Source organism: Flavobacterium sp. HJ-32-4 (assembly GCF_022532105.1).
Lineage (GTDB): Bacteria > Bacteroidota > Bacteroidia > Flavobacteriales > Flavobacteriaceae > Flavobacterium.
Genome location: NZ_CP092832.1, coordinates 692,202 through 716,752, shown reverse-complemented (window position 1 = coordinate 716,752; position 24,551 = coordinate 692,202). Strand labels below are relative to the sequence as shown.

At 52.0% G+C, this 24,551-nt stretch carries 24 protein-coding genes; 12 read left to right on the top strand and 12 right to left on the bottom strand.

The window, feature by feature from the left end; genetic code table 11:
• The 4 genes from MKO97_RS02775 to MKO97_RS02760 form a co-directional block, all read right to left on the bottom strand.
• The gene (locus tag MKO97_RS02775; protein ID WP_241105492.1) at positions 1–1,425 is read right to left on the bottom strand and encodes an ATP-binding protein; all 1,425 of its coding nucleotides are present in this window, start codon (positions 1,423–1,425) and stop codon (positions 1–3) included.
• A 50-nt stretch (positions 1,426–1,475) separates the two neighbouring features.
• Positions 1,476–2,021 (bottom strand): CopD family protein, encoded by a 546-nt coding sequence (locus MKO97_RS02770; RefSeq protein WP_241104546.1) that lies wholly within the window; start codon positions 2,019–2,021, stop codon positions 1,476–1,478.
• 53 nt (positions 2,022–2,074) lie between these two features.
• A complete protein-coding gene (hemH, locus tag MKO97_RS02765; RefSeq protein ID WP_241104545.1) occupies positions 2,075–3,100 on the bottom strand; it encodes a ferrochelatase in 1,026 nt (341 codons plus the stop codon).
• Between the two features lie 162 nt (positions 3,101–3,262).
• The gene (locus MKO97_RS02760) at positions 3,263–4,129 is read right to left on the bottom strand and encodes a helix-turn-helix transcriptional regulator (RefSeq protein WP_241105491.1); all 867 of its coding nucleotides are present in this window, start codon (positions 4,127–4,129) and stop codon (positions 3,263–3,265) included.
• Positions 4,130–4,344: 215 nt separating this feature from the next.
• Between MKO97_RS02760 and hemA the strand changes: the two genes are divergently transcribed.
• The 9 genes from hemA to MKO97_RS02720 all read left to right on the top strand — a co-directional run bounded on the left by hemA (position 4,345) and on the right by MKO97_RS02720 (position 11,281).
• Positions 4,345–5,601 (top strand): glutamyl-tRNA reductase, encoded by a 1,257-nt coding sequence (hemA, locus tag MKO97_RS02755; RefSeq protein WP_241104544.1) that lies wholly within the window; start codon positions 4,345–4,347, stop codon positions 5,599–5,601.
• Positions 5,598–6,524: a hydroxymethylbilane synthase gene (gene hemC, locus MKO97_RS02750; protein WP_241104543.1), complete on the top strand. Its 927-nt coding sequence runs from the start codon at positions 5,598–5,600 to the stop codon at positions 6,522–6,524. Before hemA ends, hemC begins: the two co-directional genes overlap by 4 nt.
• The gene (locus MKO97_RS02745; RefSeq protein WP_241104542.1) at positions 6,521–7,213 is read left to right on the top strand and encodes a uroporphyrinogen-III synthase; all 693 of its coding nucleotides are present in this window, start codon (positions 6,521–6,523) and stop codon (positions 7,211–7,213) included. Before hemC ends, MKO97_RS02745 begins: the two co-directional genes overlap by 4 nt.
• Before the next feature lie 58 nt (positions 7,214–7,271).
• Positions 7,272–8,294 (top strand): uroporphyrinogen decarboxylase, encoded by a 1,023-nt coding sequence (hemE, locus tag MKO97_RS02740; RefSeq protein WP_241104541.1) that lies wholly within the window; start codon positions 7,272–7,274, stop codon positions 8,292–8,294.
• 193 nt (positions 8,295–8,487) lie between these two features.
• Positions 8,488–9,405, top strand: a complete 918-nt coding sequence (gene hemF / locus MKO97_RS02735) for an oxygen-dependent coproporphyrinogen oxidase (protein WP_241104540.1) — start codon at positions 8,488–8,490, stop codon at positions 9,403–9,405.
• A 54-nt stretch (positions 9,406–9,459) separates the two neighbouring features.
• Positions 9,460–9,660 carry a four helix bundle protein gene (locus MKO97_RS15110; protein ID WP_371820422.1) on the top strand — a complete coding sequence of 67 codons (201 nt, stop codon included), beginning with the start codon at positions 9,460–9,462 and terminating at the stop codon, positions 9,658–9,660.
• A 112-nt stretch (positions 9,661–9,772) separates the two neighbouring features.
• Positions 9,773–10,765, top strand: a complete 993-nt coding sequence (gene hemB / locus MKO97_RS02730) for a porphobilinogen synthase (RefSeq protein WP_241104539.1) — start codon at positions 9,773–9,775, stop codon at positions 10,763–10,765.
• Positions 10,762–11,139, top strand: coding sequence for a c-type cytochrome (locus MKO97_RS02725; protein ID WP_241104538.1), 378 nt, complete (start codon positions 10,762–10,764; stop codon positions 11,137–11,139). Before hemB ends, MKO97_RS02725 begins: the two co-directional genes overlap by 4 nt.
• Entirely contained in the window at positions 11,126–11,281 is a 156-nt protein-coding gene (locus MKO97_RS02720; RefSeq protein ID WP_241104537.1) for a hypothetical protein, read from the top strand. The genes MKO97_RS02725 and MKO97_RS02720 overlap by 14 nt, the downstream gene beginning before the upstream one ends.
• A 53-nt stretch (positions 11,282–11,334) precedes the next feature.
• Here MKO97_RS02720 and sufD read toward each other — a convergent pair whose 3' ends face one another.
• The 6 genes from sufD to MKO97_RS02690 form a co-directional block, all read right to left on the bottom strand.
• A complete protein-coding gene (gene sufD / locus MKO97_RS02715; protein WP_241104536.1) occupies positions 11,335–12,651 on the bottom strand; it encodes a Fe-S cluster assembly protein SufD in 1,317 nt (438 codons plus the stop codon).
• A 45-nt stretch (positions 12,652–12,696) separates the two neighbouring features.
• Positions 12,697–13,074, bottom strand: a complete 378-nt coding sequence (locus MKO97_RS02710) for a four helix bundle protein (protein WP_241104535.1) — start codon at positions 13,072–13,074, stop codon at positions 12,697–12,699.
• A 104-nt stretch (positions 13,075–13,178) separates the two neighbouring features.
• A complete protein-coding gene (gene sufC, locus MKO97_RS02705; RefSeq protein WP_241104534.1) occupies positions 13,179–13,925 on the bottom strand; it encodes a Fe-S cluster assembly ATPase SufC in 747 nt (248 codons plus the stop codon).
• A 55-nt stretch (positions 13,926–13,980) separates the two neighbouring features.
• The gene (locus MKO97_RS02700) at positions 13,981–14,331 is read right to left on the bottom strand and encodes a four helix bundle protein (RefSeq protein WP_241104533.1); all 351 of its coding nucleotides are present in this window, start codon (positions 14,329–14,331) and stop codon (positions 13,981–13,983) included.
• Positions 14,332–14,362: 31 nt separating this feature from the next.
• The gene (gene sufB / locus MKO97_RS02695) at positions 14,363–15,811 is read right to left on the bottom strand and encodes a Fe-S cluster assembly protein SufB (RefSeq protein WP_241104532.1); all 1,449 of its coding nucleotides are present in this window, start codon (positions 15,809–15,811) and stop codon (positions 14,363–14,365) included.
• Between the two features lie 224 nt (positions 15,812–16,035).
• Complete coding sequence (locus tag MKO97_RS02690) at positions 16,036–16,365, bottom strand: iron-sulfur cluster assembly accessory protein (protein WP_241104531.1); 330 nt, start codon at positions 16,363–16,365, stop codon at positions 16,036–16,038.
• A 172-nt stretch (positions 16,366–16,537) separates the two neighbouring features.
• On the opposite strand from MKO97_RS02690, the gene MKO97_RS02685 reads away from it, so the two are divergent.
• The 3 genes from MKO97_RS02685 (at position 16,538) to MKO97_RS02675 (ending at position 21,026) form a co-directional block, all read left to right on the top strand.
• On the top strand, positions 16,538–17,395 hold the full coding sequence (locus tag MKO97_RS02685; RefSeq protein WP_241104530.1) for an MBL fold metallo-hydrolase: 858 nt from the start codon (positions 16,538–16,540) through the stop codon (positions 17,393–17,395).
• 87 nt (positions 17,396–17,482) lie between these two features.
• The gene (locus tag MKO97_RS02680; RefSeq protein WP_241104529.1) at positions 17,483–19,087 is read left to right on the top strand and encodes a S8 family peptidase; all 1,605 of its coding nucleotides are present in this window, start codon (positions 17,483–17,485) and stop codon (positions 19,085–19,087) included.
• Between the two features lie 73 nt (positions 19,088–19,160).
• Positions 19,161–21,026: a M1 family metallopeptidase gene (locus MKO97_RS02675; RefSeq protein ID WP_241104528.1), complete on the top strand. Its 1,866-nt coding sequence runs from the start codon at positions 19,161–19,163 to the stop codon at positions 21,024–21,026.
• A 2-nt stretch (positions 21,027–21,028) separates the two neighbouring features.
• Here the strand turns inward: MKO97_RS02675 and MKO97_RS02670 are convergent, their stop codons facing one another.
• Both MKO97_RS02670 and MKO97_RS02665 read right to left on the bottom strand, forming a co-directional pair.
• Complete coding sequence (locus MKO97_RS02670; protein ID WP_241104527.1) at positions 21,029–21,907, bottom strand: cation diffusion facilitator family transporter; 879 nt, start codon at positions 21,905–21,907, stop codon at positions 21,029–21,031.
• A gap of 53 nt (positions 21,908–21,960) precedes the next feature.
• Positions 21,961–24,450, bottom strand: a complete 2,490-nt coding sequence (locus tag MKO97_RS02665) for an outer membrane beta-barrel family protein (RefSeq protein ID WP_241104526.1) — start codon at positions 24,448–24,450, stop codon at positions 21,961–21,963.
• Between the last annotated feature and the right edge of the window lie 101 nt (positions 24,451–24,551).

Sequence of the window (24,551 nt, the reverse complement as noted above, 5' to 3'; positions counted from 1 at the left end):
TTACAAGGTTTTGGCAAGCGGGAGCGAGACCGTGAAAACGGTGCCTTTCCCCACTTCGGTGTCAAAAGTAATGGTTCCTTTATAATTTTCGATGATGTTGTGGATGATGCCCAGTCCGAGGCCCATGCCACTGCTCTTGGTCGTAAATTTCGGTTCGAAGATGCGCTCGCGGTGTTCTTCGGCTATGCCTCTTCCGTTGTCGGCTACGCAGATGAGGACGTAGTCGCCGTCGCGTTTCACCGTCACCACGACCGACTTGTGTTCCTGTTCATCCGGAATGGCCTGGATGGCGTTTTTCACCAGGTTGGTAATGACGCGTATGAGTTGCGTGCGGTCCATCCGGATGATGATACGGGCTTCTTCGGCCTGGAAATGCACGTATTCTTCGTTGAAGATATCAAGCGCCAGGTCGACGTTTTCGACCACATTCAGCGTTTCGTTCTGTTGGGCCGGCATCGACGCAAAATTTGAGAAGGCCGAAGCGACGGCGCTCATCGTATCGATCTGGTTGATGAGCGTTCGGGAATAATCGTCGAGCTTCTGGCGGATGTCTGGATCGTTCGGGTCGAATTTCCGCTGGAAACTCTGCACGGTCAGTCGCATCGGTGTCAACGGATTCTTGATTTCATGCGCCACCTGTCGCGCCATTTCGCGCCACGCCTGCTCGCGTTCGCCCTGCGCCAGTTTCGACGCACTTTCCTCTAGCTTGTCGACCATGTCGTTGTAGGCATTCACCAGCAGGCTGATTTCCCTAGTGCTGTCGCCGGCATCGAGTTTTTCGTTCTTCTGGTTCAGTCCGGTGATCATGATTTTCGCCGAAATCGACTTCAGGGATTTCGTAATGAAACTCGACAGGATATACGCGAGGATAAACGCCACGACCAGCATCACGCTATACACTTGGCCCAGTGTCACCAAGAAGTTTTTCAATTCCTGGTCGTAATAGCCATCGTCTTCGATATACGGAAGGTTGAGAATGCCCAGCGGCTTGAACTTCAGGTCTTTGATCTGGCTATACGACGAGCGGTATTTTTTGCCTTCGGCCGAAACGGCATCGGGCGCCGCGTAGCGTTTATCCGGAGAGGCTGAAATGGCGCGCAGCACGTCTTCGGAAATGGGCGGTTCTATCGAGTCGATCGAAAACGACCCTTTTGAGGTGCTCACCAATCGTCCTTTCAGGCTGTAAATCCGGATTTGGGTGCTGTGGATGTCGGCCAGTTCGTGCACCCGGTCTTTGAAAATCAGCGACAGGTTGGCCTCGGTCAGCGGATAAGTGGTAGTGGAAAGGATGTAATTGATGTGGGCCTTGATGGCGTTTTCTTTCCGCTCAAGGCGTTCCTGGTGGTATTCCCGGGCTTCTTTCCGGAATTGGATGATGGATATCGACGCCATCAGGATCGACGCCAATAGCGTCAACAGGATCATAGAAAGAAAGATCCGGATGCGAAGGGAGACGCGCCTGATCCTCACCTTCCTCATGGGCGGGCGTTTCGTTCGCGGATGCGTTTGTAAAAACGGAATCCGAGCATGATGAGTACGGAGAACAAGATGATTCCGACCACGCCGAATACCCAATCGAGGGCGTTTTTCATCACGGCCAGGAAGACGACGGCAAACAGGATGATGGTAGCGCCTTCATTCCACAGCCTCATAAAATTCGAGGTATGCCGCACGTCATCGCGCTGCAATTGCTTGAAAATACGGTGGCATTGGAAATGGTAGAGGAACAGCAAGAGCACGAAGCCCAGTTTTACGTGCATCCACCCCTGTTGCAACCAGGCCGGCATCATGAAGAGCAGCGTCACGGCAAAAATCGTAGCCAGCACCGCCGACGGCCAGGTGATGATATACCATAGCCGATAGGCCATGATTTTGTATTGCTTCCGAAGGATTTCCCGCTCGGGCTCCGGCATCGCAGCCGCTTCCACCTGATAGACGAAAAGGCGCACGATATAGAACAGGCCGGCGAACCAGGTGATCACAAAGATGAGGTGGAGGGATTTGATGTAATTATAGTCCATAATCGGAAGCGGCGCCGGGCCGTATGTTCAAAAATACCAAATAATCCGCTACGTCAGGCAACGCCCGATGCCGCCCAGTCGTTACACCATTTCGCTACGGTCGCACACCAGTCGTCACGGTCGTTCAGGCACGGAATGGCCTTGAATTCCGACCCGCCGTTCTCTTCGTATTCCTCTTTGGCGCGCATCGCGATTTCCTCGAGCGTTTCCAGACAGTCGGAGACAAACGCCGGTGTTACGACCGCCAGTTTGCGGATGCCTTTTGCGGGCATTTTGTTGATTTCGACATCGGTATAAGGATCCAGCCACTTATCGCCCGCCAACCGGGATTGGAAGGTCTGGCTGTAGGATCCTTCCGGAAGGCCCAGTTTCTCCGCTACCAGACGTGTCGTTTCATAACATTGGTGGCGGTAGCAGAATTGATGCGCCGGAGAAGGCGTCACGCAACATTTCCCGTCGATGCGGCAGTGCGATTTGGTGATATCGGTTTTCCGGATGTGGCGTTCCGGGATGCCATGGTAGGAAAACAGTAAGTGGTCGTGTTCAAAGCCCTGAAGTCCTTCCGCAATTGAGTCGGCCAGGTTCTGGATATAATCCGGACGGTTGAAGAACGCTGGGAAGTTGGTGATTTTCATGTTCGGGAAATGCTTCTGTTGCAGTTCCGACGCCAATACCTCGATCGTTTTGGTCGAAGCCATGGCATATTGCGGATAGAGCGGAAACAGCAGCACGTCGTCAACGCCCTGATCCGCCAGTTGCTGCAGACCCGTCAACAACGACGGCTTCCCGTAGCGCATGGCAAGTCCCACCGGCACTGATACCTGTTTTGCAACCTTTTTGTGCATGCGATTGGAAAGGACGATTAGCGGCGACCCTTCGTCCCACCAGATCTTCTCATAGGCCTCGGCCGAGTTCTCCGGACGTTTGCGCAGGATGATGCCCCTGACGAGGAAGGCGCGCAGCAGATAGGGCACGTCGATGACGTATTTATCCATCAGGAATTCATCGAGATACGGTTTGACATCTTTCGGATGTGGGGAATCGGGAGAACCGAGGTTGACGAGTAAGACGCCTTTCATAAATGAGCTATTTTCGGTGGTTAGAGGTCAGTATAAAAATCAAACTAGATACGAGATTAGGATAAGCGCCGCCGGATTCATGTAGTTCACTCTCACCCCTCAACTCTCAACCATGAACTAAGAACTAAGAACTATGAACCAAGAACCATGAACCCCCAACCCTCAACTCCCCACCGACATCAAGTACTTCTTCGGCGTTGTGCCGAATTTCTTTTTGAAGGCCGAAATAAAGTGGCTTGCGGTGCTGTAGCCGATGCGCAGGCCGGCTTCGTTGACGTTATGGGTGCCATCTTCGAGTAATTTTCGGGCGTATTCCATCTTGTAATCAAAGAGAAAACTGTAGACGCTGTCGCCATACACCTGCTTAAAACCCATTTTCAGTTTTTTCAGTGTAAGGCCAACCTGGTCGGCGAGTTCCTGCAATCCGGGTGGTTCTGCCATATGGGCAATTACGATGTCTTTGGCTTTTCGGATTTTCAGGACGTTCTCTTCGTCGATAAGAAACGGACACTGTTCGGCATCCGGATCTTCGGTGCGGTTGAAATAGAGGCTCAGCAATTCGTATCCCTTCCCTTTGTAATACAGGTTTTTGATGGACGGATGCAGATGGTAATGGAACAACTGGCTCAATACGATTGACATCGACGGGGTGATGTCACTTTCGTCATAGTACTTCCGGTCGCGGTTTTCAGCGGAAAGGAAGGGAATCACGTCGGCTTCGGCCGAAAAAAGCGAGTGGAATTTCTTGATCGACACCACCACGGAAATGACCCATGAATTCGGTGCCAACTCGAGGTTCATCGGTAATTCTTTCTGCGGATTGTAGAGAAGGAAGGCTTTCTCTTCGCGTAAATCTAACGCGTACGAGCCTTCATTGAACACCAATTTCGCCTTTCCTTTCAGACAAAAATGAAACTGTATGAGGCCGGTAGCAATTTCCTTCAGGACGCGAAAAGGCTGGGCTCCGTCATTCTGGAAACGGAACAGCGTAAAATCATTTTCAATTTTTATAGTCTCTTCTGAACCCATAGCGACATTTTTATCGTATGTATTGACAAGCATCAGGAAAATGTTATTTAGATTTATTCTATATAACATCGGCTAAAGGCCGCGTCGTTACTGCAAAACTACGAATAATTAGCCTTTTAGGTGCTAAACAAATCAAAAAGTCCGGAAACGATATTAATAGAACCTACAGCGTTATTTTTATCTGATAGACGCCTATACATTTGTACCGATCGAATATGGAACATCTCAGCGCCACAAAATCCACTTCGTTTTACGCCGTTGGCCTCAGTTTTAAAAAAGCAGATGCCGAAACGCGTGGTCTCTTTAGTCTCGACGCCGCCGGGAAACAGCGTGTGCTCGAACAGGCGCAGCAACAGGGTATTGGCGCACTGCTGGTGACCTCTACCTGCAACCGCACCGAAATCTACGGTTTTGCCGAACACCCCTTCCAGTTGATTGGGCTGTTGTGCGGCAACACAAACGGAACGGTCGAACTCTTCCAGCAAGTCGGATACGTATTCAAGAACCACGAAGCCATCGGCCACATGTTTCGTGTAGGCACCGGACTGGATAGCCAGATACTGGGCGATTTCGAGATCATCAGCCAATTGAAGGCGGGTTTCAACGAGGCGAAGGCGATGGGACTTGTCAATACGTTTCTTGACCGCTTGCTGACGTCGGTCATACAGGCCAGCAAACGAATCAAAAACGAAACGCAGATCAGCAGTGGCGCCACCTCCGTGTCGTTCGCTTCCGTTCAATACATACTGAAAAACGTAGAGGATGTAGGAGGGAAGAATATCCTGCTTTTTGGGACGGGAAAAATCGGGCGGAATACCTGTGAGAATCTTGTCAAGCATACCAAAAATTCGCATATCACACTGATCAACCGCACCCGTGACAAAGCGGAAAAACTGGCCGGTAAACTCAACCTCGTGGTGCGCGACTATGCCGAGTTACAGACCGAATTGCAGAAAGCAGACGTTTTGGTCGTCGCCACCGGTGCTACCAATCCGACGGTCGATAAGGCCATCCTCAACCTGCGGAAGCCACTCCTGATCCTGGATCTGTCGATTCCGAAGAACGTACACGAAAACGTGATGTCGGTCGAAGGCGTGACGCTCGTACACCTTGACCACCTTTCCCAGATCACCGACGAGACGCTTGAGAACCGCAAGAAGCACATTCCGGCGGCGGAGGCCATTATCGAGGAAATCAAAAGTGAGTTTATCGCATGGACAAAGGCCCGGAAATTTGCACCGACCATCCATGCGTTGAAAGAGAAACTCAACGCAATCAAAGAGTCGGAGCTCGACTTCCAAAGCAAAAAAATCTCGAACTTCAACGAAGAACAGGCCAAGATCATCAGCGATCGCATCATCCATAAGATTACGACCCATTTCGCCAACCACCTCAAAGACGAAGCGACCATGGTCGACGAAAGCATCGAGTGGATCGAGAAGGTCTTCCGCATCGAAACCCATCGCGCATGAGCAAATGCATACGCATCGGAACGCGCGACAGTGAATTGGCGTTGTGGCAGGCCCATACGGTGGAAGCCCGCCTGAACGCTCTCGGATACGAAACCGAAATCGTCGCCGTTAAGTCAACGGGCGATCTCATCCTCGATAAGCCCCTTTACGAACTCGGTATCACCGGCATCTTTACCAAAACCCTTGACATAGCGATGATCAACGGCCAGGTCGATATTGCCGTGCATTCGATGAAAGACGTACCTACAGCCCTTCCGCGCGGTATCGTGCAGGCGGCGGTACTGGAACGGGCGGATGTATCCGATATCCTGGTTTACAAAACGAATCTCGATTTCCTTGGCTCAGAGGGAACCATCGCAACCGGAAGCCTGCGCCGTCGGGCCCAATGGTTACACCGCTACCCGAATCACGGCGTGGAAGACCTGAGGGGAAACGTCAATACCCGCCTTGCCAAACTGGCCGATAACGACTGGAACGGGGCGATTTTCGCCGCGGCCGGACTCGAACGTATTGACAAAACACCACCGAAACATATCGTGCTCGACTGGATGCTGCCTGCTCCGGCACAGGGTGCGATGGTCGTCGTTGCCATGGCGGAAGACCTCTTTTGCCGCGAGGCCGTGGGGAAACTCAACGATTTCGACACAGAGATCGCCACCCGGGTAGAGCGCGAGTTCCTTCGCAAACTGGAAGGCGGCTGTACGGCTCCAATTGGGGCGTTGGCCACTATCGAAGGGAACGAAATCCGGTTTCGCGGGGCGTTGTTCTCCCTCGATGGCACGCAGAAAGTCGAGATCGAACGAACCGCCCCGACGACACATTACGCGGCCTTCGGAACCGAATGTGCCGAGTTTATCCTGGCCAATGGAGGCGAGGCGGTGATGGAACAAATACGACGTGAACTCAAAGAAAAGGAGTCATGACGCGCATCCTTTCCACCAAAAGACTGCAACCCAACCAAAAGCAATTCCTCCTGAACGCGGGACTTTCGGTGATAGAGGCCGACTTCATTTCGGTAAAAGCGCGTTCCTTCACGCTCTCGAACGTCGGAGAATACCTGATTTTTACCAGTGCGAATGCGGTAAAAGCGGTTGACGCGCATCCCGATGTGCAGGACGTTCGCCGCCGGCCCGTTTTCTGCGTCGGTGCCAAAACGGCCGACCTGCTCGATCAAAGGGGGTTCACGGTACTGGCCTCGGAAGACGATGCCGCACATTTATCGGATCACATCATTGACGGATACCGCGACGCGTCCTTCACTTTTTTTTCCGGAGCGATGCGTCTTGACACCCTGCCCACGCAATTGTCATCAGCCGGGGTACGATTCAATGAAATAGAGGTTTACGAAACCGACCTGACGCCTGTAAAAGTCGAAGTGCCCATTGATGGCATCCTGTTTTTCAGCCCGTCAGCCGTAGCAAGTTTCGTGCGCGCCAACACCTTATCAACGCAAACCTGCTTCTGCATTGGTGCGACCACGGCTTCGGCGGTCGCCCAATATGTTGCTGGTTCGAATCCAGTCATTCCGACGAATACCGTCATCGCCCATAAACCCACAATCGAAAATACGATTGTGCAGTGTATCAACTATTACAAAACCCTTGCGTCTTAGCGCCTTAGTGTCCCTATCATTCTCAACGAAAAACAATAGGCCATCGCGGCCCAACACTATGATAAAAAACGACCTCTTCCTCAAAGCCCTCAATAACGAAACTGTCGAACGTCCACCCGTATGGATGATGCGCCAGGCGGGTCGCTACCTGCCTGAATTCCGCGCACTTCGCGATAAATACGACTTTTTCACGCGCTGCCGCACACCCGAGCTCGCTGCCGAAATCACCGTGCAGCCCATCCGCATCATACAACCCGATGCCGCTATCCTGTTCTCTGATATCCTCGTGGTGCCGCAGGCGATGAATATTGAGGTCGAGATGAAAGAAAGCGTGGGGCCCTTCCTGCCGAACCCCATCCGCTCGGCGAAGGACGTAGAGAACGTGATCGTACCCGACATCCATGAAACGCTTGGCTACGTCATGGACGCAATCAAGCTCACCAAAGAAATGCTTGCCGACGAAGTGCCACTGATCGGCTTTGCCGGTTCGCCCTGGACGATCTTCTGCTATGCCGTGGAAGGCCGTGGCTCGAAGAGTTTCGATACCGCCAAAGGCTTCTGCTTTACCCATCCGGAGGCGGCACACACGCTGTTGCAGAAAATCACCGACACCACCATCGCGTACCTGAAAGAGAAGGTGAAAGCCGGGGTGAATGCCGTTCAGGTGTTTGACTCGTGGGGCGGAATGCTGTCACCGGTCGATTACCAGGAATTCTCTTGGCAGTATATCAACCAGATCGTCGAGGCACTGGCCCCGGAAACCAAGGTCATCGTCTTCGGAAAAGGCTGCTGGTTCGCCCTGGGCGAGATGGGAAAATCAAAGGCATCGGCATTGGGCGTCGACTGGACGTGCTCACCGCGGAACGCGCGCTACCTTTCCGGAGGGCGCATCACGCTCCAGGGCAACTTCGACCCGTCAAGGCTGCTCTCGCCCATCCCCACCATCAAGAAAATGGTGCACCAGATGATCGACGAGTTCGGCAAAGACAACTATATCGTCAACCTCGGGCATGGTATCCTGCCGAATATTCCGGTGGACCATGCCAGGGCTTTTGTGGACGCGGTAAAGGAATACAAATAAAGGATTTTGGGCGTGCCCCCCTCGGCCCTCCCTACACCAGCAAAGGGGTCGGGCTGTCCGCTCTAGCTTTTTGCCTGGCATACCGCTAACCTACCGGTTACGGGCCGTGGCAGGCTCCCCGAAAATGGCTTGGAAAGCAAAAAGGCTGCCGCTTCCATCCCTCACGCGGCAGCGCTTCTAACAACTGATAAAGATGAAAGAACGTTTCTTCGATTATATCCACCAGCTCCAGGATACTATCACCAACGGCATCGAAGCCATTGACGGCCAGGCCCGTTTCCGCGAAGACCTTTGGGACCGTCCGGAAGGCGGTGGCGGCCGCACCCGTGTCATCGAGAACGGGGCTGTCTTTGAGAAAGGCGGGGTGAATATTTCCGGTGTACACGGCAAACTACCCGAGCCGATGCAGAAAATGTTCGGTGTTGGGGATGTTGATTTTTTCGCGTGTGGACTCTCACTCGTGCTACATCCCAAAAATCCGATGGTGCCCACCGTGCATGCCAATTGGCGCTATTTTGAGATGTATGACGAAGCCGGAAACGTGGTCGACAGCTGGTTTGGGGGCGGGCAGGATCTGACCCCATACTACCTCTTCGACGAAGACGCCGCGCATTTTCACCACGTTTGCAAAGACGCCTGTGACCGCCATGACGCGGCGTTCTATCCGAAATACAAAAAACAGTGTGACACCTACTTCTGGAACGCCCATCGACACGAAGCGCGCGGCGTTGGGGGCCTGTTTTTCGACTATTGCCGGGCAGATCAAAACCGCACCATGGATGATTGGTATGCCTTCGTTACCGACGTGGGTAATAGTTTCCTGTCTGCCTATGGTCCGATCGCAGAGAAGCGGAAAAACATGCCGTATACAAGCGAGCAACGCACCTGGCAGGAAATCCGCCGGGGACGCTATGTCGAGTTCAACCTCGTGCACGACAAGGGAACGCTTTTCGGCTTGCGTACCAATGGGCGCATCGAGAGTATCCTGATGAGCCTTCCGCCGCATGTGCAGTGGGTGTATGACCACCAGCCCCAGCCGGGCTCCGAAGAAGCCCGATTAGTTGCGGTATTGCAGCGGCCGGTGGACTGGCTTGGAGTTGAGGGTGGATAGTTTACAGTTGACGGTTTACAGTTAACTGTATACGGAACGTAGAATGGCAATGTAATGATCGATTATAAGAAATATAAGGTTTGGGAAAAAGCTCATGCGTTTGTACTCAAAACGTACGCGCTCACCGCTAATTTCCCGAAGTCTGAAATGTTTAACTTAACGTCTCAAATTAATCGTGCGACGTTTCAATACCTGCCAACATCGCGGAAGGCTTCGGATATTCGGAAGACATCATGGAAGTCAGGAAAATGCTAGCCGCACTAACCCGAAAAATTAATGAAACCGAAAGGAAGTAGCTACTTCAGCACCTTGAACTGCCAACTGAAAACCGTCAACTGAAAACTGTCCACCGTAAACTAAAAACACTATGTTTCCTCTCCAAAGAGGCCGCCGCCTCCGCACCAACGACGCCATCCGTTCCATCGTCAGGGAAACCCACCTGACACCGAACGATTTTATGTTCCCGATGTTTATTGCAGAGGGGAACGGGTACCAATCCGAGATACCATCCATGCCGGGTATTTACCGGCGGTCGCTTGACCTCACCGTAAAAGAGGTCAAAGAACTCTGGAACCTTGGGATCAAGGCCGTCAATATCTACGTTAAGGTGGACGACAGCCTAAAAGACAACACCGGTAAGGAAGCCTGGAACCCGGACGGACTCATGCAACGCGCCATTCGTGCCATCAAAGACGCTGTACCGGGGATGATCGTCATGCCTGATGTGGCGCTCGATCCGTATTCCATCTACGGTCATGATGGCATTATCGCCAACGGTGACATCGCCAATGATGCGACCAACGATGCCCTGGTGCGCATGGCCCTCTCACACGCCGCAGCGGGTGCCGATTTCGTGGCGCCCAGCGATATGATGGACGGACGTGTGTTGGCTCTACGGACGGCACTTGAAGAGAATGGCTACCACAACGTGGGCATCATGAGCTACAGCGCGAAGTATGCCTCGTCGTTCTACGGTCCGTTTCGTGATGCACTCGATTCGGCACCGGTCGACTCACAGGACATTCCGAAAGACAAGAAGACCTACCAGATGGATTACGCCAACCGCATTGAAGCCATCAAAGAAGCGCTGATGGACGTAGAAGAAGGTGCCGACATCGTCATGGTGAAGCCCGGAATCGCTTATCTCGACATTGTACGTGAAGTGAAGAACGCGGTGAACGTGCCCGTATCGGTTTTTCATGTGTCGGGCGAATATGCCATGATCAAAGCCGCCGCCGAACGGGGCTGGCTCGACCACGACAAAATCATGATCGAGCAGTTGTATTGTATCAAACGCGCGGGTGCCGACCTGATTTCGACCTATTTTGCCAAGGAGGCCGCTATATTGCTGAACCGATGAGAAAGTGTCTGTTAACCGTATTGACGCTGGCGCTGGTCGCGTGCGGAAAAGAACCGAAGTCCGGCAGCAGTGACGCTCAGGCCGAGGCAGTCACTCCGGAAGCCCTCGGCAAGGAGATTTTTGAAGGAAAAGGAAACTGTGTCGCCTGCCACTTGCCGGATAAGACGTCAGTCGGCCCTTCGATTATAGCCATTGCCAATGCCTATAAGGGCAAAAAAGGCGCTATGGCGGCGTTTTTAAACGAGGAGGCAGACCCCATTGTGGATCCGGACAAATACGCGGTGATGAAGACAAATTTCGCGATCACGAAGGCGATGACGGCCGAAGAGCGCGAGGCGTTGGAAACATACGTTTCTACCTATGCCCAACCCTAGTGGACGGGACGTAAATTACACCTACATTTCAAGCGAGAAACGATCGCAGCCCGGATGGAAGCGGCAGCCTTTTGAAGGGGCGACCGTGCTGTTGCCGGCAACGGCAGCGACCGCAGGAAGCTCGACGGCGCCGTTGCAATAGGCGGACGGACCGAAAAAGCTAGAGCGGACAGCCGGATTAGCTGCCCTACACCCTTACAGGTCGAATCCCAGACTTACCCCCAATTTCGTAGCGATCAGTTTCGTGATACGCTGTTTGAGCGCCGGAATGCGGATGCTTTCGATGGCTTCGTTTGAGAACGCGAACAACAGCAAGGCTTTGGCTTCTTTTTCGGGAATACCGCGCTGGCGCATATAGAACATCGCGCTTTCGTCGAGTTGGCCGATGGTGCAGCCGTGCGAACATTTGACGTCGTCGGCGAAGATTTCGAGCTGCGGTTTGGCGTTGATGGTGGCTTTATCGCTCAGCAGGATGTTGTTGTTCTGCTGGAAGGCGTCGGTTTTCTGCGCTTCTTTCTCGACGTATATCTTGCCATTGAAGACACCGGTGGCGCTGTCTGACACGATACACTTGTAGTTTTGGTGGCTTTCGCAGTTCGGCGCGCCATGGTGCACGAGGGTGTAATGGTCGACATGTTGTTTCTCGCCGATGATGGTGATGCCCTTCAGCGTGCTATCGATCCGTTCGCCGAAATGATAGAAGTTGAGGTTGTTGCGGGTGAGGTTGCCCCCGAACGAGAACGTATGTACCGATACCACACTGTGGTCGTGCTGAGAGATATAGGTGTTGTCGACGAGGTTCGCGCTCAGCAGGTCGTTCTGGATTTTATAGTAATCGACGTTGGCGTATTTGTGTGCAAAGATCTCGGTCACGGCGTTCGTGAGCACCGGATGGCCGTTGAGGCTCTGGTGGCGCTCGATGATCTGCACCTGGGCGTTTTCACCGACAATCACCAGGTTGCGCGGCTGCAGCAACAGCGCGTGCTCTTTACCGGTCGAGAAATTGATGATTTCAATCGGCTTTTCAACTACGGTGTTCTTTGGAATATTGATGTAAGCCCCCTCGATCGAAAAGGCGGTATTGAGCGATGTAAGGGTCTCGTCCTGGCTGGCGATTTTATTGAAATAATGGTCGATGACCAGCTTGTATTTCGGTTTCGTCAGCGCGGATGACATGAGGCAAACATCGAGTCCGTCGTGCGTGGTCGACGACAGGAACGACGCAAAAACACCGTCTACAAAGATGGCCTTGTAGGTGTCGATCTCATGCAGGAAGTACTTCCGTACATCGTTGAGTTCAACGGCATTTTCGTTCTTCGGGAAAATCGAATAATCGGTCTTCAGGACGCTGTTGAGCGACGTATATTTCCAGGCTTCCTCTTTTTTGGAGGGAAATCCTTTTTCTTCGAAGTTCTTCAGTGCCGCCATGCGCACTTCGTGCAAAGACGCGTCGGTATCGACGTGTTCTTCGAATGCGATGAAAGAGGATAGGAGTTTTTCTTTTAAGTTCATAGTTGAGTCGAAAGTCGAAAGTCGAAAGTCGAAAGTCAAAAGAGACTATCGTTTTCCGGACTTCGTTTCAAGGTATTTCATAAATCCTGCAAGCATTTTTGATATCTCTGTGGCTTCCGCCAATAGGTTGTCACATTGTGTCTTGTTTATGTATCCGAGATCGGAAGCGAGGTACAATTGCGACCTGACTTCTCCGATCGATCCTTTCGCAACATTAAGGAAGAACAAAAATTCGTTATCAGTTCGTCGTTCAAAGCCTTCCGCTATGTTCGACGTTATTGAAAGCGACGCTCTCCGTATTTGTCTTCCCAACTCGAAGTCTCTTCCAAAATTCTCGGATAACGAGACATCATAAATCTTCTTGTTGAACGCTCGTGCTTTCTGCCACGAGAGCATGTCTTCGAATGATCGAATGGTTCCCATAAATTGTCTGTTTGGCGTGTATAGAAGGTGTCGGGTTTTCGGTCTCCGACAGGACCTTGGACGCAAAGTCGACTTTCAACTTTTGACTTTCGACTTTCGACTGATCAATTCTCAGCCTTAATCCAATCGTATCCTTTTTCTTCCAGTTCATACGCCAGTTCCTTACCGCCTGACTTTACGATTTTTCCGTTGTAAAGGACGTGCACGAAATCGGGCACGATATAGTCGAGTAGGCGCTGGTAGTGGGTGATGACCACGATGGCGTTGTCGTCGCTTTTCAGTTTGTTGACGCCGTTGGCCACGATCCGCAGCGCGTCGATGTCGAGTCCGGAATCGGTTTCATCAAGGATCGCCAACTTCGGTTCCAGCATCGCCATCTGGAAGATTTCGTTCCGTTTTTTCTCACCGCCGGAAAACCCTTCGTTGAGCGAGCGCGACAGGAATTTCCGGTCGATTTCAAGCAATTCCGATTTTTCGCGGATGAGCTTCAGCATTTCGTTGGCGGGCATCTCTTCTTTCCCGTTGGCTTTACGGGTTTCGTTGATGGCCGTTTTCATAAAGTTTGTAACCGATACGCCCGGTATCTCTACCGGATATTGGAACGAAAGGAAAACACCTTTATGGGCGCGTTCTTCCGGCGCCATTTCCGAGATGTCTTCTCCGTCGAGGAATACTTCCCCTTCAGTCACTTCGTATTTCTCATTCCCGGCAATCACCGCGGAAAGTGTCGATTTACCCGATCCGTTCGGCCCCATGATGGCGTGCACCTCACCGGCTTTCACGGTTAGGTTGATGCCTTTGAGGATGTCTTTATCTTCTACTTTTGCGTGTAAGTTCTTAATTTCAAGCATTCGTTCAATTTGAAAATTTGAAGATTTGGAAATTTGAAAATGGCGGTTCCCGTTTTCAAACTCCTGCCTTCGATGATATGATGATTTTGTTTACGATTCGCGATATGGTTTGCAGGTTGGAGGAAAGGATGCCCGAAGGAGGAAAGCCTTCTGACAGGGCGCAAAGTTCCAGCCAGTAGAATGTCTCTTCAATTTCTTTGGCGGCAATCTTGAATTTGTGTATGAAGTCGGCTTTGCTTTCGGCGTTTTGTGCCTCGCGGATGTTCGCGCCGATGCTCGTGCCGGATTTTAGGAGCTGGTTTGCAATCACAAAATGCCGGCTATCCTGTAATACACCGCAATGGCGGATGATTTCGAGCGCGAACTCGAAGGATAGTTTGACAATGATGTTCTCGCGGTTTTCCATTTTCAAATCTCCAAATCTTCAAATCTCCAAATTACCCAACCGACCCCTCCAACGAGATCTCCAACAACTTCTGCGCTTCCACCGCGAACTCCATTGGCAGTTTGTTCAACACCTCGCGGCTGAAGCCGTTGACGATGAGCGCGATGGCCTTCTCGGTATCGATACCGCGTTGGTTGCAATAGAAAATCTGGTCTTCACCGATTTTAGAGGTGGTCGCTTCGTGTTCGATCTTCGCCGTGGTATTGCGGCTTTCAATGTAAGGGAAGGTATGCGCGCCACAGTTGTTGCCCATCAACAGGGAATCACACTGCGAGAAGTTCCGGGCATTTTCCGCCCGCGGGCCAATCTGCACGAGTCCACGATAGCTGTTTTGGGACTTGCCGGCCGAGATCCCTTTCGAGATGATGGTCGACTTGGTATTACGCCCCAGGTGTACCATCTTGGTGCCCGTATCGGCCTGTTGGTGGTTGTTGGTAACGGCGATCGAATAGAATTCTCCGACCGAGTTATCGCCTTTCAGGATACAGGAAGGGTATTTCCAGGTAACGGCAGAACCCGTTTCAACCTGTGTCCAGGATATCTTGGCATTGGTTTCGCACAAGCCGCGTTTGGTGACGAAGTTATAGACACCGCCTTTGCCTTCTTTGTTCCCCGGATACCAGTTCTGCACCGTTGAATACTTGATTTCGGCATTGTCGAGTGCGATGAGTTCGACCACCGCAGCGTGCAATTGGTTCTCGTCGCGGCTCGGGGCGGTGCAGCCTTCGAGGTAAGAGACATAGCTCCCCTCGTCGGCAATCACCAAAGTGCGTTCAAATTGGCCAGTGCCCGCCTGGTTGATGCGGAAGTAGGTCGACAGTTCCATCGGGCAGCGAACCCCTTTCGGGATGTAGCAGAACGAACCGTCGGAAAAGACGGCTGAATTGAGCGCCGCGTAGAAGTTATCGCGCTGCGGCACCACTGAACCGATATATTTCTGAACGAGTTCCGGATGTTCTTTGATGGCTTCCGAAATGGAACAGAAAATGATGCCTTTCTCCGCCAGTGTCTTCTTGAAGGTTGTTGCTACAGAAACGGAGTCCATAACGATATCTACCGCCACTCCTGCGAGTTTCTTTTGTTCGTCAATCGAGATGCCGAGCTTTTTGAAGGTGTCGAGCAATTCCGGATCGACCTCGTCAAGGCTTTCGTATTTCGGCTTTTTCATCGGCGCCGAATAGTAGGATATAGCCTGGAAATCGGGTTTTTCGTAATGGACGTTGGCCCATTCCGGCTCGGTCATTTCCGACCACGCCCGAAACGCCTCCAAGCGCCATTCGGTCATCCATTCGGGCTCCTCCTTTTTTCGGGAGATCGCACGCACGATGTCTTCATTCAGGCCTATAGGGAGCGTATCGGATTCTATATCCGTATAGAAGCCGTACTCGTATTCTTTGTTCTCAAGTTCGACCTTGAGATCGTCTTCGGTATATTTGCTCATCGTAATTAAAGGATTAAAGATTCAATGATTTAAAGATTTGACAGGTGGTCCTTAAACCCGGAATCATTCCTTTTGTGTGCTGCTTAGTAGGTAATAGAATTAGAAACTCTTCGGTTAATTTCGAAAAGACATTTGGATCAACACCGCTTCTTTTGGTAACATCAAAGGACACAAAAGAAGTGGTTGCAAATCTTTCAATCTTTTAATCCTTCAATCTTTCAATTCTAAAGCGAGAAACTCTCCCCACACCCACACGTCCGTGAGGCGTTTGGATTGTTGAAGACAAAGCCTTTGCCGTTCAGTCCACCGGAGAATTCAAGAACCGTCCCGGCGAGGTATAAAAACGACTTTTTCTCTACGGCCACGCGCACGTCATTGTCTTCGAATACTTTATCGCTTTCGCCGAGTTCGCGGTCGAATTTCAGGACATATTCCAAACCCGAACAACCGCCGCTTTTCACGCCGACCCGAACGTAATCCTTCGATGCGTCGTACCCCTCTTCTCCCATCAGTTGCACCAGCTTCCGCCGGGCATCATCCGATACTCGTATCATCCTTATTCTTATTTAGTCAAAATTATGCGCAAAGATACTACAATTCACCCGCTTTAGGAACCGCCTTGCATATTTGTCACGAATGGTAAAATAGAAATTCTTTATCCTAAAAGCCGGACTGCTGCCGATTCCGTAACTTGCCGCCGCATTTTCCCCTAAAAACGTTTCGTGTATGAAATTGTATCCCATCGAAGCCGGCAACTTCAAACTGGATGGCGGCGCTATGTTCGGCGTCGTCCCCAAGACCATCTGGAACAAGACCAACCCGGCCGACGCCCACAACCTCATTGACCTGGCGGCCCGTTGTCTGCTGATAGAAGACGGCAACCGCCTGATCCTGATTGATACGGGTATGGGCGATAAACAATCAGAGAAATTCTTCGGCTATTATTCGCTATGGGGCGACCATTCTCTCGATCGTTCCCTTGCAACCCATGGCTTCAGCCGGAACGACATCACCGACGTGTTTATGACACACCTGCATTTTGACCATTGCGGCGGCAGCGTGCGCTGGAACCACGACCGCACCGGATACGAGCCCGCCTTTCCCAACGCCCGTTTCTGGACAAACGCCGAGCACTGGGAATGGGCCGTGAAACCGAACGCCCGGGAAAAAGCGTCCTTTCTTCCCGAAAACATCCTGCCGATGCAGGAAGCCGGGCAATTGGAATTCATCCGTCGGGGTGAAGGCGATACACTGGCCACTTCAGAACTCGGATTCGGGATTTTCTTCGCCGATGGGCATACCGATAAGATGATGATCCCCAAAATCACCTACGGCGACAAAACCATCTGCTTTATGGCCGACCTGCTGCCGACGGTGGGCCACCTGCCGCTTCCGTATGTGATGGGCTATGATACGCGACCGCTTTTGACGCTACCGGAGAAGGCCAAATTCCTGACAGAAGCGGCCGATAACGGGTATTATCTTTTTCTCGAACACGATGCCCATAACGAAATCATCGCGGTAGAACATACCGAAAAAGGCGTGCGCCTGAAGGAGGTCTTCCGCGCGGCCGATATTTTCTGAAAAATCTAAATTAATCGTTAAACGGGTGGCGGTGTAACGAACTACCGCTACTTTTGACAAATCGTTTCCTATAAATTCCTAAATATCATGAAGAAGCTAAAATTCCTGTCGTGGTTGTTCCTGTTGGCGCTGGCCTTTTCCGCCTCGGCCCAGGTCGAAAACACAGGTAAAAAAGGCGAACTCGACGAAGCACAACTCAAAAGGTGGAGCCACCTTGACCTGGTAGCCGATACAGTGCCGGGCATGAGCGTCGACAAAGCCTACCGCGAACTCCTGAAAGGCAAGAAATCGACCACGGTGGTGGTGGGTGTCATCGATTCGGGTGTCGACATTGAGCACGAAGACCTGAAAAGTGTTGTATGGACGAACCCGCGCGAAATCGCCGGCAATGGCATCGACGACGACAAGAATGGCTATGTGGATGATGTCAACGGATGGAACTTCCTGGGTGATATTACCAAAGAAAACTACGAACTCGATCGCATCGCCCACAATCCATCACTCGCGGAGCCTGCGGTATACGCGAAAGCGAAAGAGCAGAAAGATAAGAAAGTGAAAGAGGCTGCCCCTGCCAAAAAGCACTACGAGGGCATGCTCAACCAACTCGACCGTTCGCAGGACATCATCGCCAAAAAATTAGGTAAAACGGATTATACAGCGGAAGAAGTAGCCGCCATCGAATCGACCGATCCGGAAATCGAGCGCAGCAAGGCGTTCCTGCTCCAGATGTTCAACTACGGTATGTCAATGGACGATCTTCGCAAGGAAATCCTGAAAGAATATGAGAAGAATGCCACGCTGGTGGCTGATCCAACGGCGTTCAAAGATTACCGCGCCGAAAAACTGGGCGACGATCCCGAGAACCTGAACGCCCGAAACTACGGTAATGGCAACGTAATGGGTCCGGATAAAGAGGAAATCCTCCATGGTACCCACGTGGCCGGTATCATCGCGCAAACCCGCGGCAACAATATCGGGGGCGACGGTATCGCTGACAACGTAAAAATCATGACGATCCGCGCCGTTCCCGACGGAGACGAATACGATAAAGACATCGCGCTGGCCATCCGCTATGCGGTCGACAACGGGGCCAAGGTCATCAATGGCAGCTTCGGCAAGTCGTTTTCCCCACACAAACAATGGGTCTATGATGCCATCAAATACGCCGAAAGCAAAGACGTACTGATCGTACACGCAGCCGGTAACGACGCAAAAGACATCGATGTGGAAGACAACTTCCCGAATGATTCGGACGATAAAGTAAACGAGTTCGCCAGTAACGTACTGACCATCGGGGCCCTTAACCCCGAGTATGGCACGATGATGGTGGCCGACTTCTCGAACTACGGCAAGAACAACGTCGACATTTTCTCACCGGGTGTGAAAATCTATGCGACCACGCCGAACAATACGTATCAATACCTCCAGGGAACGTCAATGGCGTCGCCGAATGTGGCGGGTGTAGCTGCGCTGATTCGCGAGTACTACCCGAAACTGACCGCGAAGCAGGTGAAAGAAATCATCATGGCGTCCGGCACGGAGATCACATTTGATGTAGCGGTAGGTGGCGACCCGGAAAAGAAAAAGAAACTGTCGGATCTGTCGCGCACGGGCCGTATCGTCAATGCCTATAATGCCCTCGTGTTGGCTGAGAAAGTGTCGAAAGGCAAAGTAAAAACCATCAAGGGATAAGAGAAACTTCCCAATCCTATTTTCGAAACCTGCCGGATTGCGTAACTTCGGCAGGTTTCCTTTTTTAAAACACATGAAAAAATACCTTTTCCTTTTGTTGTGCGGCCTTCCGGTGGCAGTATCCGCCCAAAAACGACCGGGCTACTGGCAGCAACGCGCCGATTATCGAATGGATGTACGAATGGACGTGTCTACCTATCGTTACACCGGCACCCAGCAATTGACGTATACGAACCATTCGCCCGACACGTTACGGCGGGTGTTTTACCACCTGTATCCCAATGCCTTCCAACCCGGAAGTGAGATGGATGCACGCTTACAGGCCATTCCGGATCCGGACGGGCGTATGGTGAACACCATCAAGGAAGGCGAGACCACGCGGAAGGAAAGTCGTATCAAGAACCTAAAGCCGGATGAAATCGGCTTGTTGACCGTTTCGAATTTCCAACAGGACGGCAAAGCGGCTACCGCCAAAATGGTCGGAACAGTGCTGGAAGTAACCCTTGCCAAGCCGTTGCTTCCGGGTAAGAAAACCCGTTTTACGCTCGACTTCGAAGGACAGGTGCCCGTGCAGATCCGGCGGTCGGGACGAAACAATGCAGAAGGAGTGGAACTGTCGATGACGCAGTGGTACCCCAAGATCGCGGAGTTTGATGTGGAAGGATGGCACGCCGACCCGTATATCGCACGCGAGTTCCACGGCGTGTGGGGCGATTACGATGTGAAGATCACCATCGACAAAAAATACATTTTGGGCGGTACGGGCTACCTCCAAAACGGCAATGAAATCGGCTATGGTTATGAGGATGCCGGCAAGAAAGTAAAGCCGAACGAAGGCGCCACGAATACCTGGCATTTCAAAGCGCCGATGGTGCACGACTTTGCCTGGGCGGCCGACAAGAACTACCTGCACGACAAGATGCAGGTGCCGGGCGGGGCGATGTTGCACTTTCTCTATAAGAACAATCCCGCGATTATCGAAAACTGGAAACAACTGCAACCGAAGACGGTCGAACTGATGCAGTTTTACAATAGCTATGTCGGTACGTATCCCTACAAACAATACTCGGTTATCCAGGGCGGCGACGGCGGAATGGAATACGCGATGTGTACACTGATCCGGGGCGAAGGCAAGTTCGACGGCTTATTGGGCGTCACGGCGCACGAAATGGCGCACTCCTGGTTCCAGCACATATTGGCTTCAAACGAAAGCAAACACGGCTGGATGGACGAAGGATTCACGTCGTTTCTCGAAGACACCGGAATCAACCACATCGCCACGGAGAAGGTCGTCAATCCGTATACCGCGGCCTATCGGGGCTACATTAGCATGGCCACATCCGGAAAGGAACAGCCGCAATCGACCCATGCCGACCGTTTCGATGAAAACCGGGTCTACAGCATTACTTCCTACAGCAAAGGCGAGGTTTTTCTGGCGCAACTTATCTACCTGATCGGGCAGCAAAACCTTGACAAAACCCTCAAGAGGTACTATTCCGAATTTAAGTTCACACACCCGACACCCAATGATATCAAACGCACGGCAGAACGGGTGTCAGGCGCGAACCTCGACTGGTACCTGACCGACTGGACCGAGACGACCAACACCATCGACTACGGAATTGCGGAGGTAAAGCCCAACGGCGCTTCTACCGACGTGACGTTGCAACGAATCGGTCGCATGCCCATGCCGATTGACCTGCTGGTCGAATATACCGATGGTACTAAGGAGAGTTTTTACATCCCGCTGCGTATGATGAGTTTCATCAAGGAAAATCCCGATCCGGCGGTGAACCGCACCGTTCTGGCCGACTGGGCGTGGGCGTATCCTACCTATACATTTTCCATCCCGAAAGAACGGGCAGCCATCCGGAAAATCACGATTGACCCGGCCGGGTTGATGGCGGATATCAAGAGGGAGAACAACGTTGTAGAGTAAGGTCAGAGTCCGGACGGTTCGACGTGTATCAACACATCGGCCACTTCCGGTAAAGCATCCATGATGGCGTCTTTCACGGCATGGGCGATATCGTGCCCGCGACTGACCGAAATCGCGCCGTCTACCGTAAGATGCAGGTCGACGAGGAAGTTCATACCGGTTTTACGCACGAAGCACTTCTCGGTGTCGATGACGCCTTCCACGCGTTCGGAAACGAGGCGGATTTCCGCTACCATATCGTCATATAAGTGCTCGTCGAGGATTTCACCCAAGGCGGGCCGGAAGATGAGGTAGGCGTTGTAGGCGATGACGCCCGACGAGCACAAAGCCGCCCAGTCGTCAGCTGATTCGTAGCCCGGCCCCATCAGGATGGCAATCAAGATCCCCACAAACGCCAATGCCGAGGTAATGGCGTCACTTCGGTGGTGCCAGGCATCTGCCTTGAGCGAGGAGCTCTTCGTTTCTTCGCTTTTTCGCGCAATGATCTGATAGAATAGTTCCTTTACCAATACGATGCCGCCCAGCACATATAAAGTAAATACGCGTGGCATTTCATGCGGCGTACGGATGTTTTGGATGCTTTCGTAGGCGATGATCGTCGCGGATACGAACAAAAACCCAACGACGATGAAGGTGACAAGGGTTTCCGCCCGGCCGTGCCCGTAGGGGTGGTTGTCGTCAGCGGGCTTACTGGCATATCGGATGCCCAACAGCACCAACACAGACGCAAATACATCAGTCGTTGACTCGATGGCGTCGGCAATAAGGGCATAGGAATGGCCGAAGATACCGGTAACTCCTTTCAAGACGGCCATGCCCGCATTTCCGAGAATACTCGTCCACGCGGCATTTACAGCCGTAGTACGTCGATTAGATTCCATCCTGCAAAGGTAAAAGGAAAGGGCTGTCCCGGTTTGAGACAGCCCTGATTTTATTAGCCCGGGAAGTCGCCCCCGTTTTCATCGCCTCCGCTGCGCGGACGCTTGTCGTCACGTTCGTTTTTCTGCTTGTTGAAGCGATAAGTGAACGAAAGGTTGACCGACCGCACACGCCACTGCATTTCGCTATACGAGCGAAGGGTGCCGGGGATATAGGTTTCAGCCAGCATCTTTCGTGAGTTGAAAACGTCTTGCACGTTCACGGCGATGGTCGCTTTGTCTTTCAATACGTCTTTGCTGAAGCCAAGGTTCATAGAGAAGTTACCCAAACGGCGACCCTGCGCGTTGGTTTGCGGACCGTTGTAGTTGAAGTTCGTTTGCCAGTCTACCTTCCCCGGAAGGGTAATTTTTGATGTCAGGCGGGTGAACCAGGAGTAGGCCGTGTTGTCAAAATCCTGCGTGACAGGGTTGCCCTGGAAGTCGATGTAGGTATAATCGCCATCGGTTTCATTGCGGAAGAAATTGAAGTTTGAATTCAGTTTCCACCACTTATAAGGCGTGTAGTTCAACGTAAATTCAAAGCCCATGCGGTATTCTGTGGCAAGGTTGATGGGCGTTGTCAGGATGACCGGTGTAAGGTATTCGACCCCGTTGACGACTACAGGCACGAAGTCCCCGCTTTCTTGCCGTACGAACTGGAACGAGTCGGTCGTTTTATTGACGTAAGCCGAGGTCGACAGCGTCAGTTTTTTCCACCGCTTCAGGAAGCCCAGATCAAGCGCATCGGTGAACGCCGGGTCGAGATCCGGATTTCCGCGGAAGATGTTGATGTTACTCGAGTAGTTCGAAAACGGGTTGATCTGCCGTCCGCGCGGACGGGAAATCCGACGGCTGTAGCTGAGCGAAATGTTCGTTTCGTCATCGAACGAATACGTCAGGAAGGCACTCGGAAAGAAGTTGTTGTAGGCTTTGGTGTTGTAGTCGCGCGTGGTGCGTTGGTTGATCTCGATACGCGAATCTTCCCACCGCATCCCCACTAAAAACGAAAACTTCTGGATCTTGGTGCCGAACTGGGTGTATAGCGCATTGATTTTCTCTTTGTATTCCAGCACATTCGAGAATTCCGGATACAGTTCAAGCGAGCCGTCCGCCTGGAGCGCCCCCACCTGATAATCGGTCACCAGCGTGTTGAAGTCGCCTTTGTAGCCGGCCTCGAACTGGGTGTCTTTTCGTATGGGCAACACATAATCGGCCTGAATGGTATTCCGGCTTTGGCGGGCTTTACTGTCGGTTGCCTCGCGCGTTACCGTGCCGCCGTTGTTTTCAATGATCGAAGTGTCGTCGTCTTTGTTGGTCGAAAAGGCGCCGTCGACGCTTAGTTTGTGTCCGTCTTTCTTGAACCGGTGGATGAAGTTGGTCGTATATTCAATATCGCGGTCATCGCTCTGCTGGAAGTTGTTCCGAAACGTCCGGAATTCGTTGTCGAAATTGGCGTCGTAGTTGAAGTACGTCACACGCTCGGGGTTGTCGCTCTGGTTCGTCCGGAAATTTACCGAGTTGGTCCAGGTGGTGGCATCGTCGATAAGCCAATCCATACCAAAATTGACGTTCGCGTTTTCGCCCACCTGTTCGTTGTCGCGGCGCTCGTTCACGTAGTTACGGGTGGTATTGTCGGCGTTGAGGTAGCGGGTGTCGGTCAGCCCATTTCCCTGGTTCGTACGGTGCGAGAAGCCGCTATTGGTGAAGAAATTGAATTCTTTGGCCTTGAAATTCACGGAGCCGGATATGCCATAGGTTTCCGGAGTGCCGCCCGATGCGACGAGCGTGCCATTGATACCCAGGTTTTTGCCTTTTTTGAGGATGATGTTCAGGAGTCCGCCACCGCCTTCCGAATCATAACGCGCGGAAGGGTTCGTTACCACTTCTACTTTGTCGATGGCATCGGCCGGGATTTGCCGTAGCGCTTCCGTGATGTTGATCGCGTTGGAAGGACGTCCGTCGATAAGGATGCGGACATTGGAATTCCCGCGCAGGCTGATGGTGCCGTCCGAGTCTACGGATACGGAAGGGACATTGTCGAGCACATCGCTTACCGTGCCGCCTTTTACCATGAGGTCGTTGCCTACATTATACACTTTTTTGTCGAGTTTGATTTCGACGGTCGTGCGCTCTGAACGGATTTCGACCTGCTGCAGTTGCGCGATATCCGGTTCAAGCGCGATGACACCCAGGTTGGTGTCGCGATCGATTTTTTTATTAGGAATTTCAAACCGTTTGAACGACATGAATTCGATCCGGATGGTATACGTACCCGGCGGCACGTCAAAGCTAAAGGCACCATTGGCATCTGTGATACCGCCGTTCACCGCGTTCGGGCGCTCGGGGTTGAGAAGTGTAACGGTGGTATAATCAAGGGGTTGGTTGTTGCCTGCTTCTACTACTTTACCCGAAACCTTGACACGGGCACCGCCCCGGTCCTGGGCCGAAACGGAAAGGGATAGTAAGAAAACAAGGAGGGTAAATGCGGATTTGGAAAATGTAGTCAAAATGAGAAAAGGTAAAATTTGGTGCGTCGGACCACAAAAGTAGCGGTTGGTTTACCCGTCAGTTCACAAAGGTTTGTTAAATCAATCGCGCTGAACAACAG

Bases quoted from the DNA above. Each gene is read 5' to 3' on its own strand.
- MKO97_RS02775 (WP_241105492.1), bottom strand. From the start codon at position 1,425: ATGATCCTGTTGACGCTATTGGCGTCGATCCTGATGGCGTCGATATCC.
- MKO97_RS02770 (WP_241104546.1), bottom strand. From the start codon at position 2,021: ATGGACTATAATTACATCAAATCCCTCCACCTCATCTTTGTGATCACC.
- hemH (WP_241104545.1), bottom strand. From the start codon at position 3,100: ATGAAAGGCGTCTTACTCGTCAACCTCGGTTCTCCCGATTCCCCACAT.
- MKO97_RS02760 (WP_241105491.1), bottom strand. From the start codon at position 4,129: ATGGGTTCAGAAGAGACTATAAAAATTGAAAATGATTTTACGCTGTTC.
- hemA (WP_241104544.1), top strand. From the start codon at position 4,345: ATGGAACATCTCAGCGCCACAAAATCCACTTCGTTTTACGCCGTTGGC.
- hemC (WP_241104543.1), top strand. From the start codon at position 5,598: ATGAGCAAATGCATACGCATCGGAACGCGCGACAGTGAATTGGCGTTG.
- MKO97_RS02745 (WP_241104542.1), top strand. From the start codon at position 6,521: ATGACGCGCATCCTTTCCACCAAAAGACTGCAACCCAACCAAAAGCAA.
- hemE (WP_241104541.1), top strand. From the start codon at position 7,272: ATGATAAAAAACGACCTCTTCCTCAAAGCCCTCAATAACGAAACTGTC.
- hemF (WP_241104540.1), top strand. From the start codon at position 8,488: ATGAAAGAACGTTTCTTCGATTATATCCACCAGCTCCAGGATACTATC.
- MKO97_RS15110 (WP_371820422.1), top strand. From the start codon at position 9,460: ATGATCGATTATAAGAAATATAAGGTTTGGGAAAAAGCTCATGCGTTT.
- hemB (WP_241104539.1), top strand. From the start codon at position 9,773: ATGTTTCCTCTCCAAAGAGGCCGCCGCCTCCGCACCAACGACGCCATC.
- MKO97_RS02725 (WP_241104538.1), top strand. From the start codon at position 10,762: ATGAGAAAGTGTCTGTTAACCGTATTGACGCTGGCGCTGGTCGCGTGC.
- MKO97_RS02720 (WP_241104537.1), top strand. From the start codon at position 11,126: ATGCCCAACCCTAGTGGACGGGACGTAAATTACACCTACATTTCAAGC.
- sufD (WP_241104536.1), bottom strand. From the start codon at position 12,651: ATGAACTTAAAAGAAAAACTCCTATCCTCTTTCATCGCATTCGAAGAA.
- MKO97_RS02710 (WP_241104535.1), bottom strand. From the start codon at position 13,074: ATGGGAACCATTCGATCATTCGAAGACATGCTCTCGTGGCAGAAAGCA.
- sufC (WP_241104534.1), bottom strand. From the start codon at position 13,925: ATGCTTGAAATTAAGAACTTACACGCAAAAGTAGAAGATAAAGACATC.
- MKO97_RS02700 (WP_241104533.1), bottom strand. From the start codon at position 14,331: ATGGAAAACCGCGAGAACATCATTGTCAAACTATCCTTCGAGTTCGCG.
- sufB (WP_241104532.1), bottom strand. From the start codon at position 15,811: ATGAGCAAATATACCGAAGACGATCTCAAGGTCGAACTTGAGAACAAA.
- MKO97_RS02690 (WP_241104531.1), bottom strand. From the start codon at position 16,365: ATGATACGAGTATCGGATGATGCCCGGCGGAAGCTGGTGCAACTGATG.
- MKO97_RS02685 (WP_241104530.1), top strand. From the start codon at position 16,538: ATGAAATTGTATCCCATCGAAGCCGGCAACTTCAAACTGGATGGCGGC.
- MKO97_RS02680 (WP_241104529.1), top strand. From the start codon at position 17,483: ATGAAGAAGCTAAAATTCCTGTCGTGGTTGTTCCTGTTGGCGCTGGCC.
- MKO97_RS02675 (WP_241104528.1), top strand. From the start codon at position 19,161: ATGAAAAAATACCTTTTCCTTTTGTTGTGCGGCCTTCCGGTGGCAGTA.
- MKO97_RS02670 (WP_241104527.1), bottom strand. From the start codon at position 21,907: ATGGAATCTAATCGACGTACTACGGCTGTAAATGCCGCGTGGACGAGT.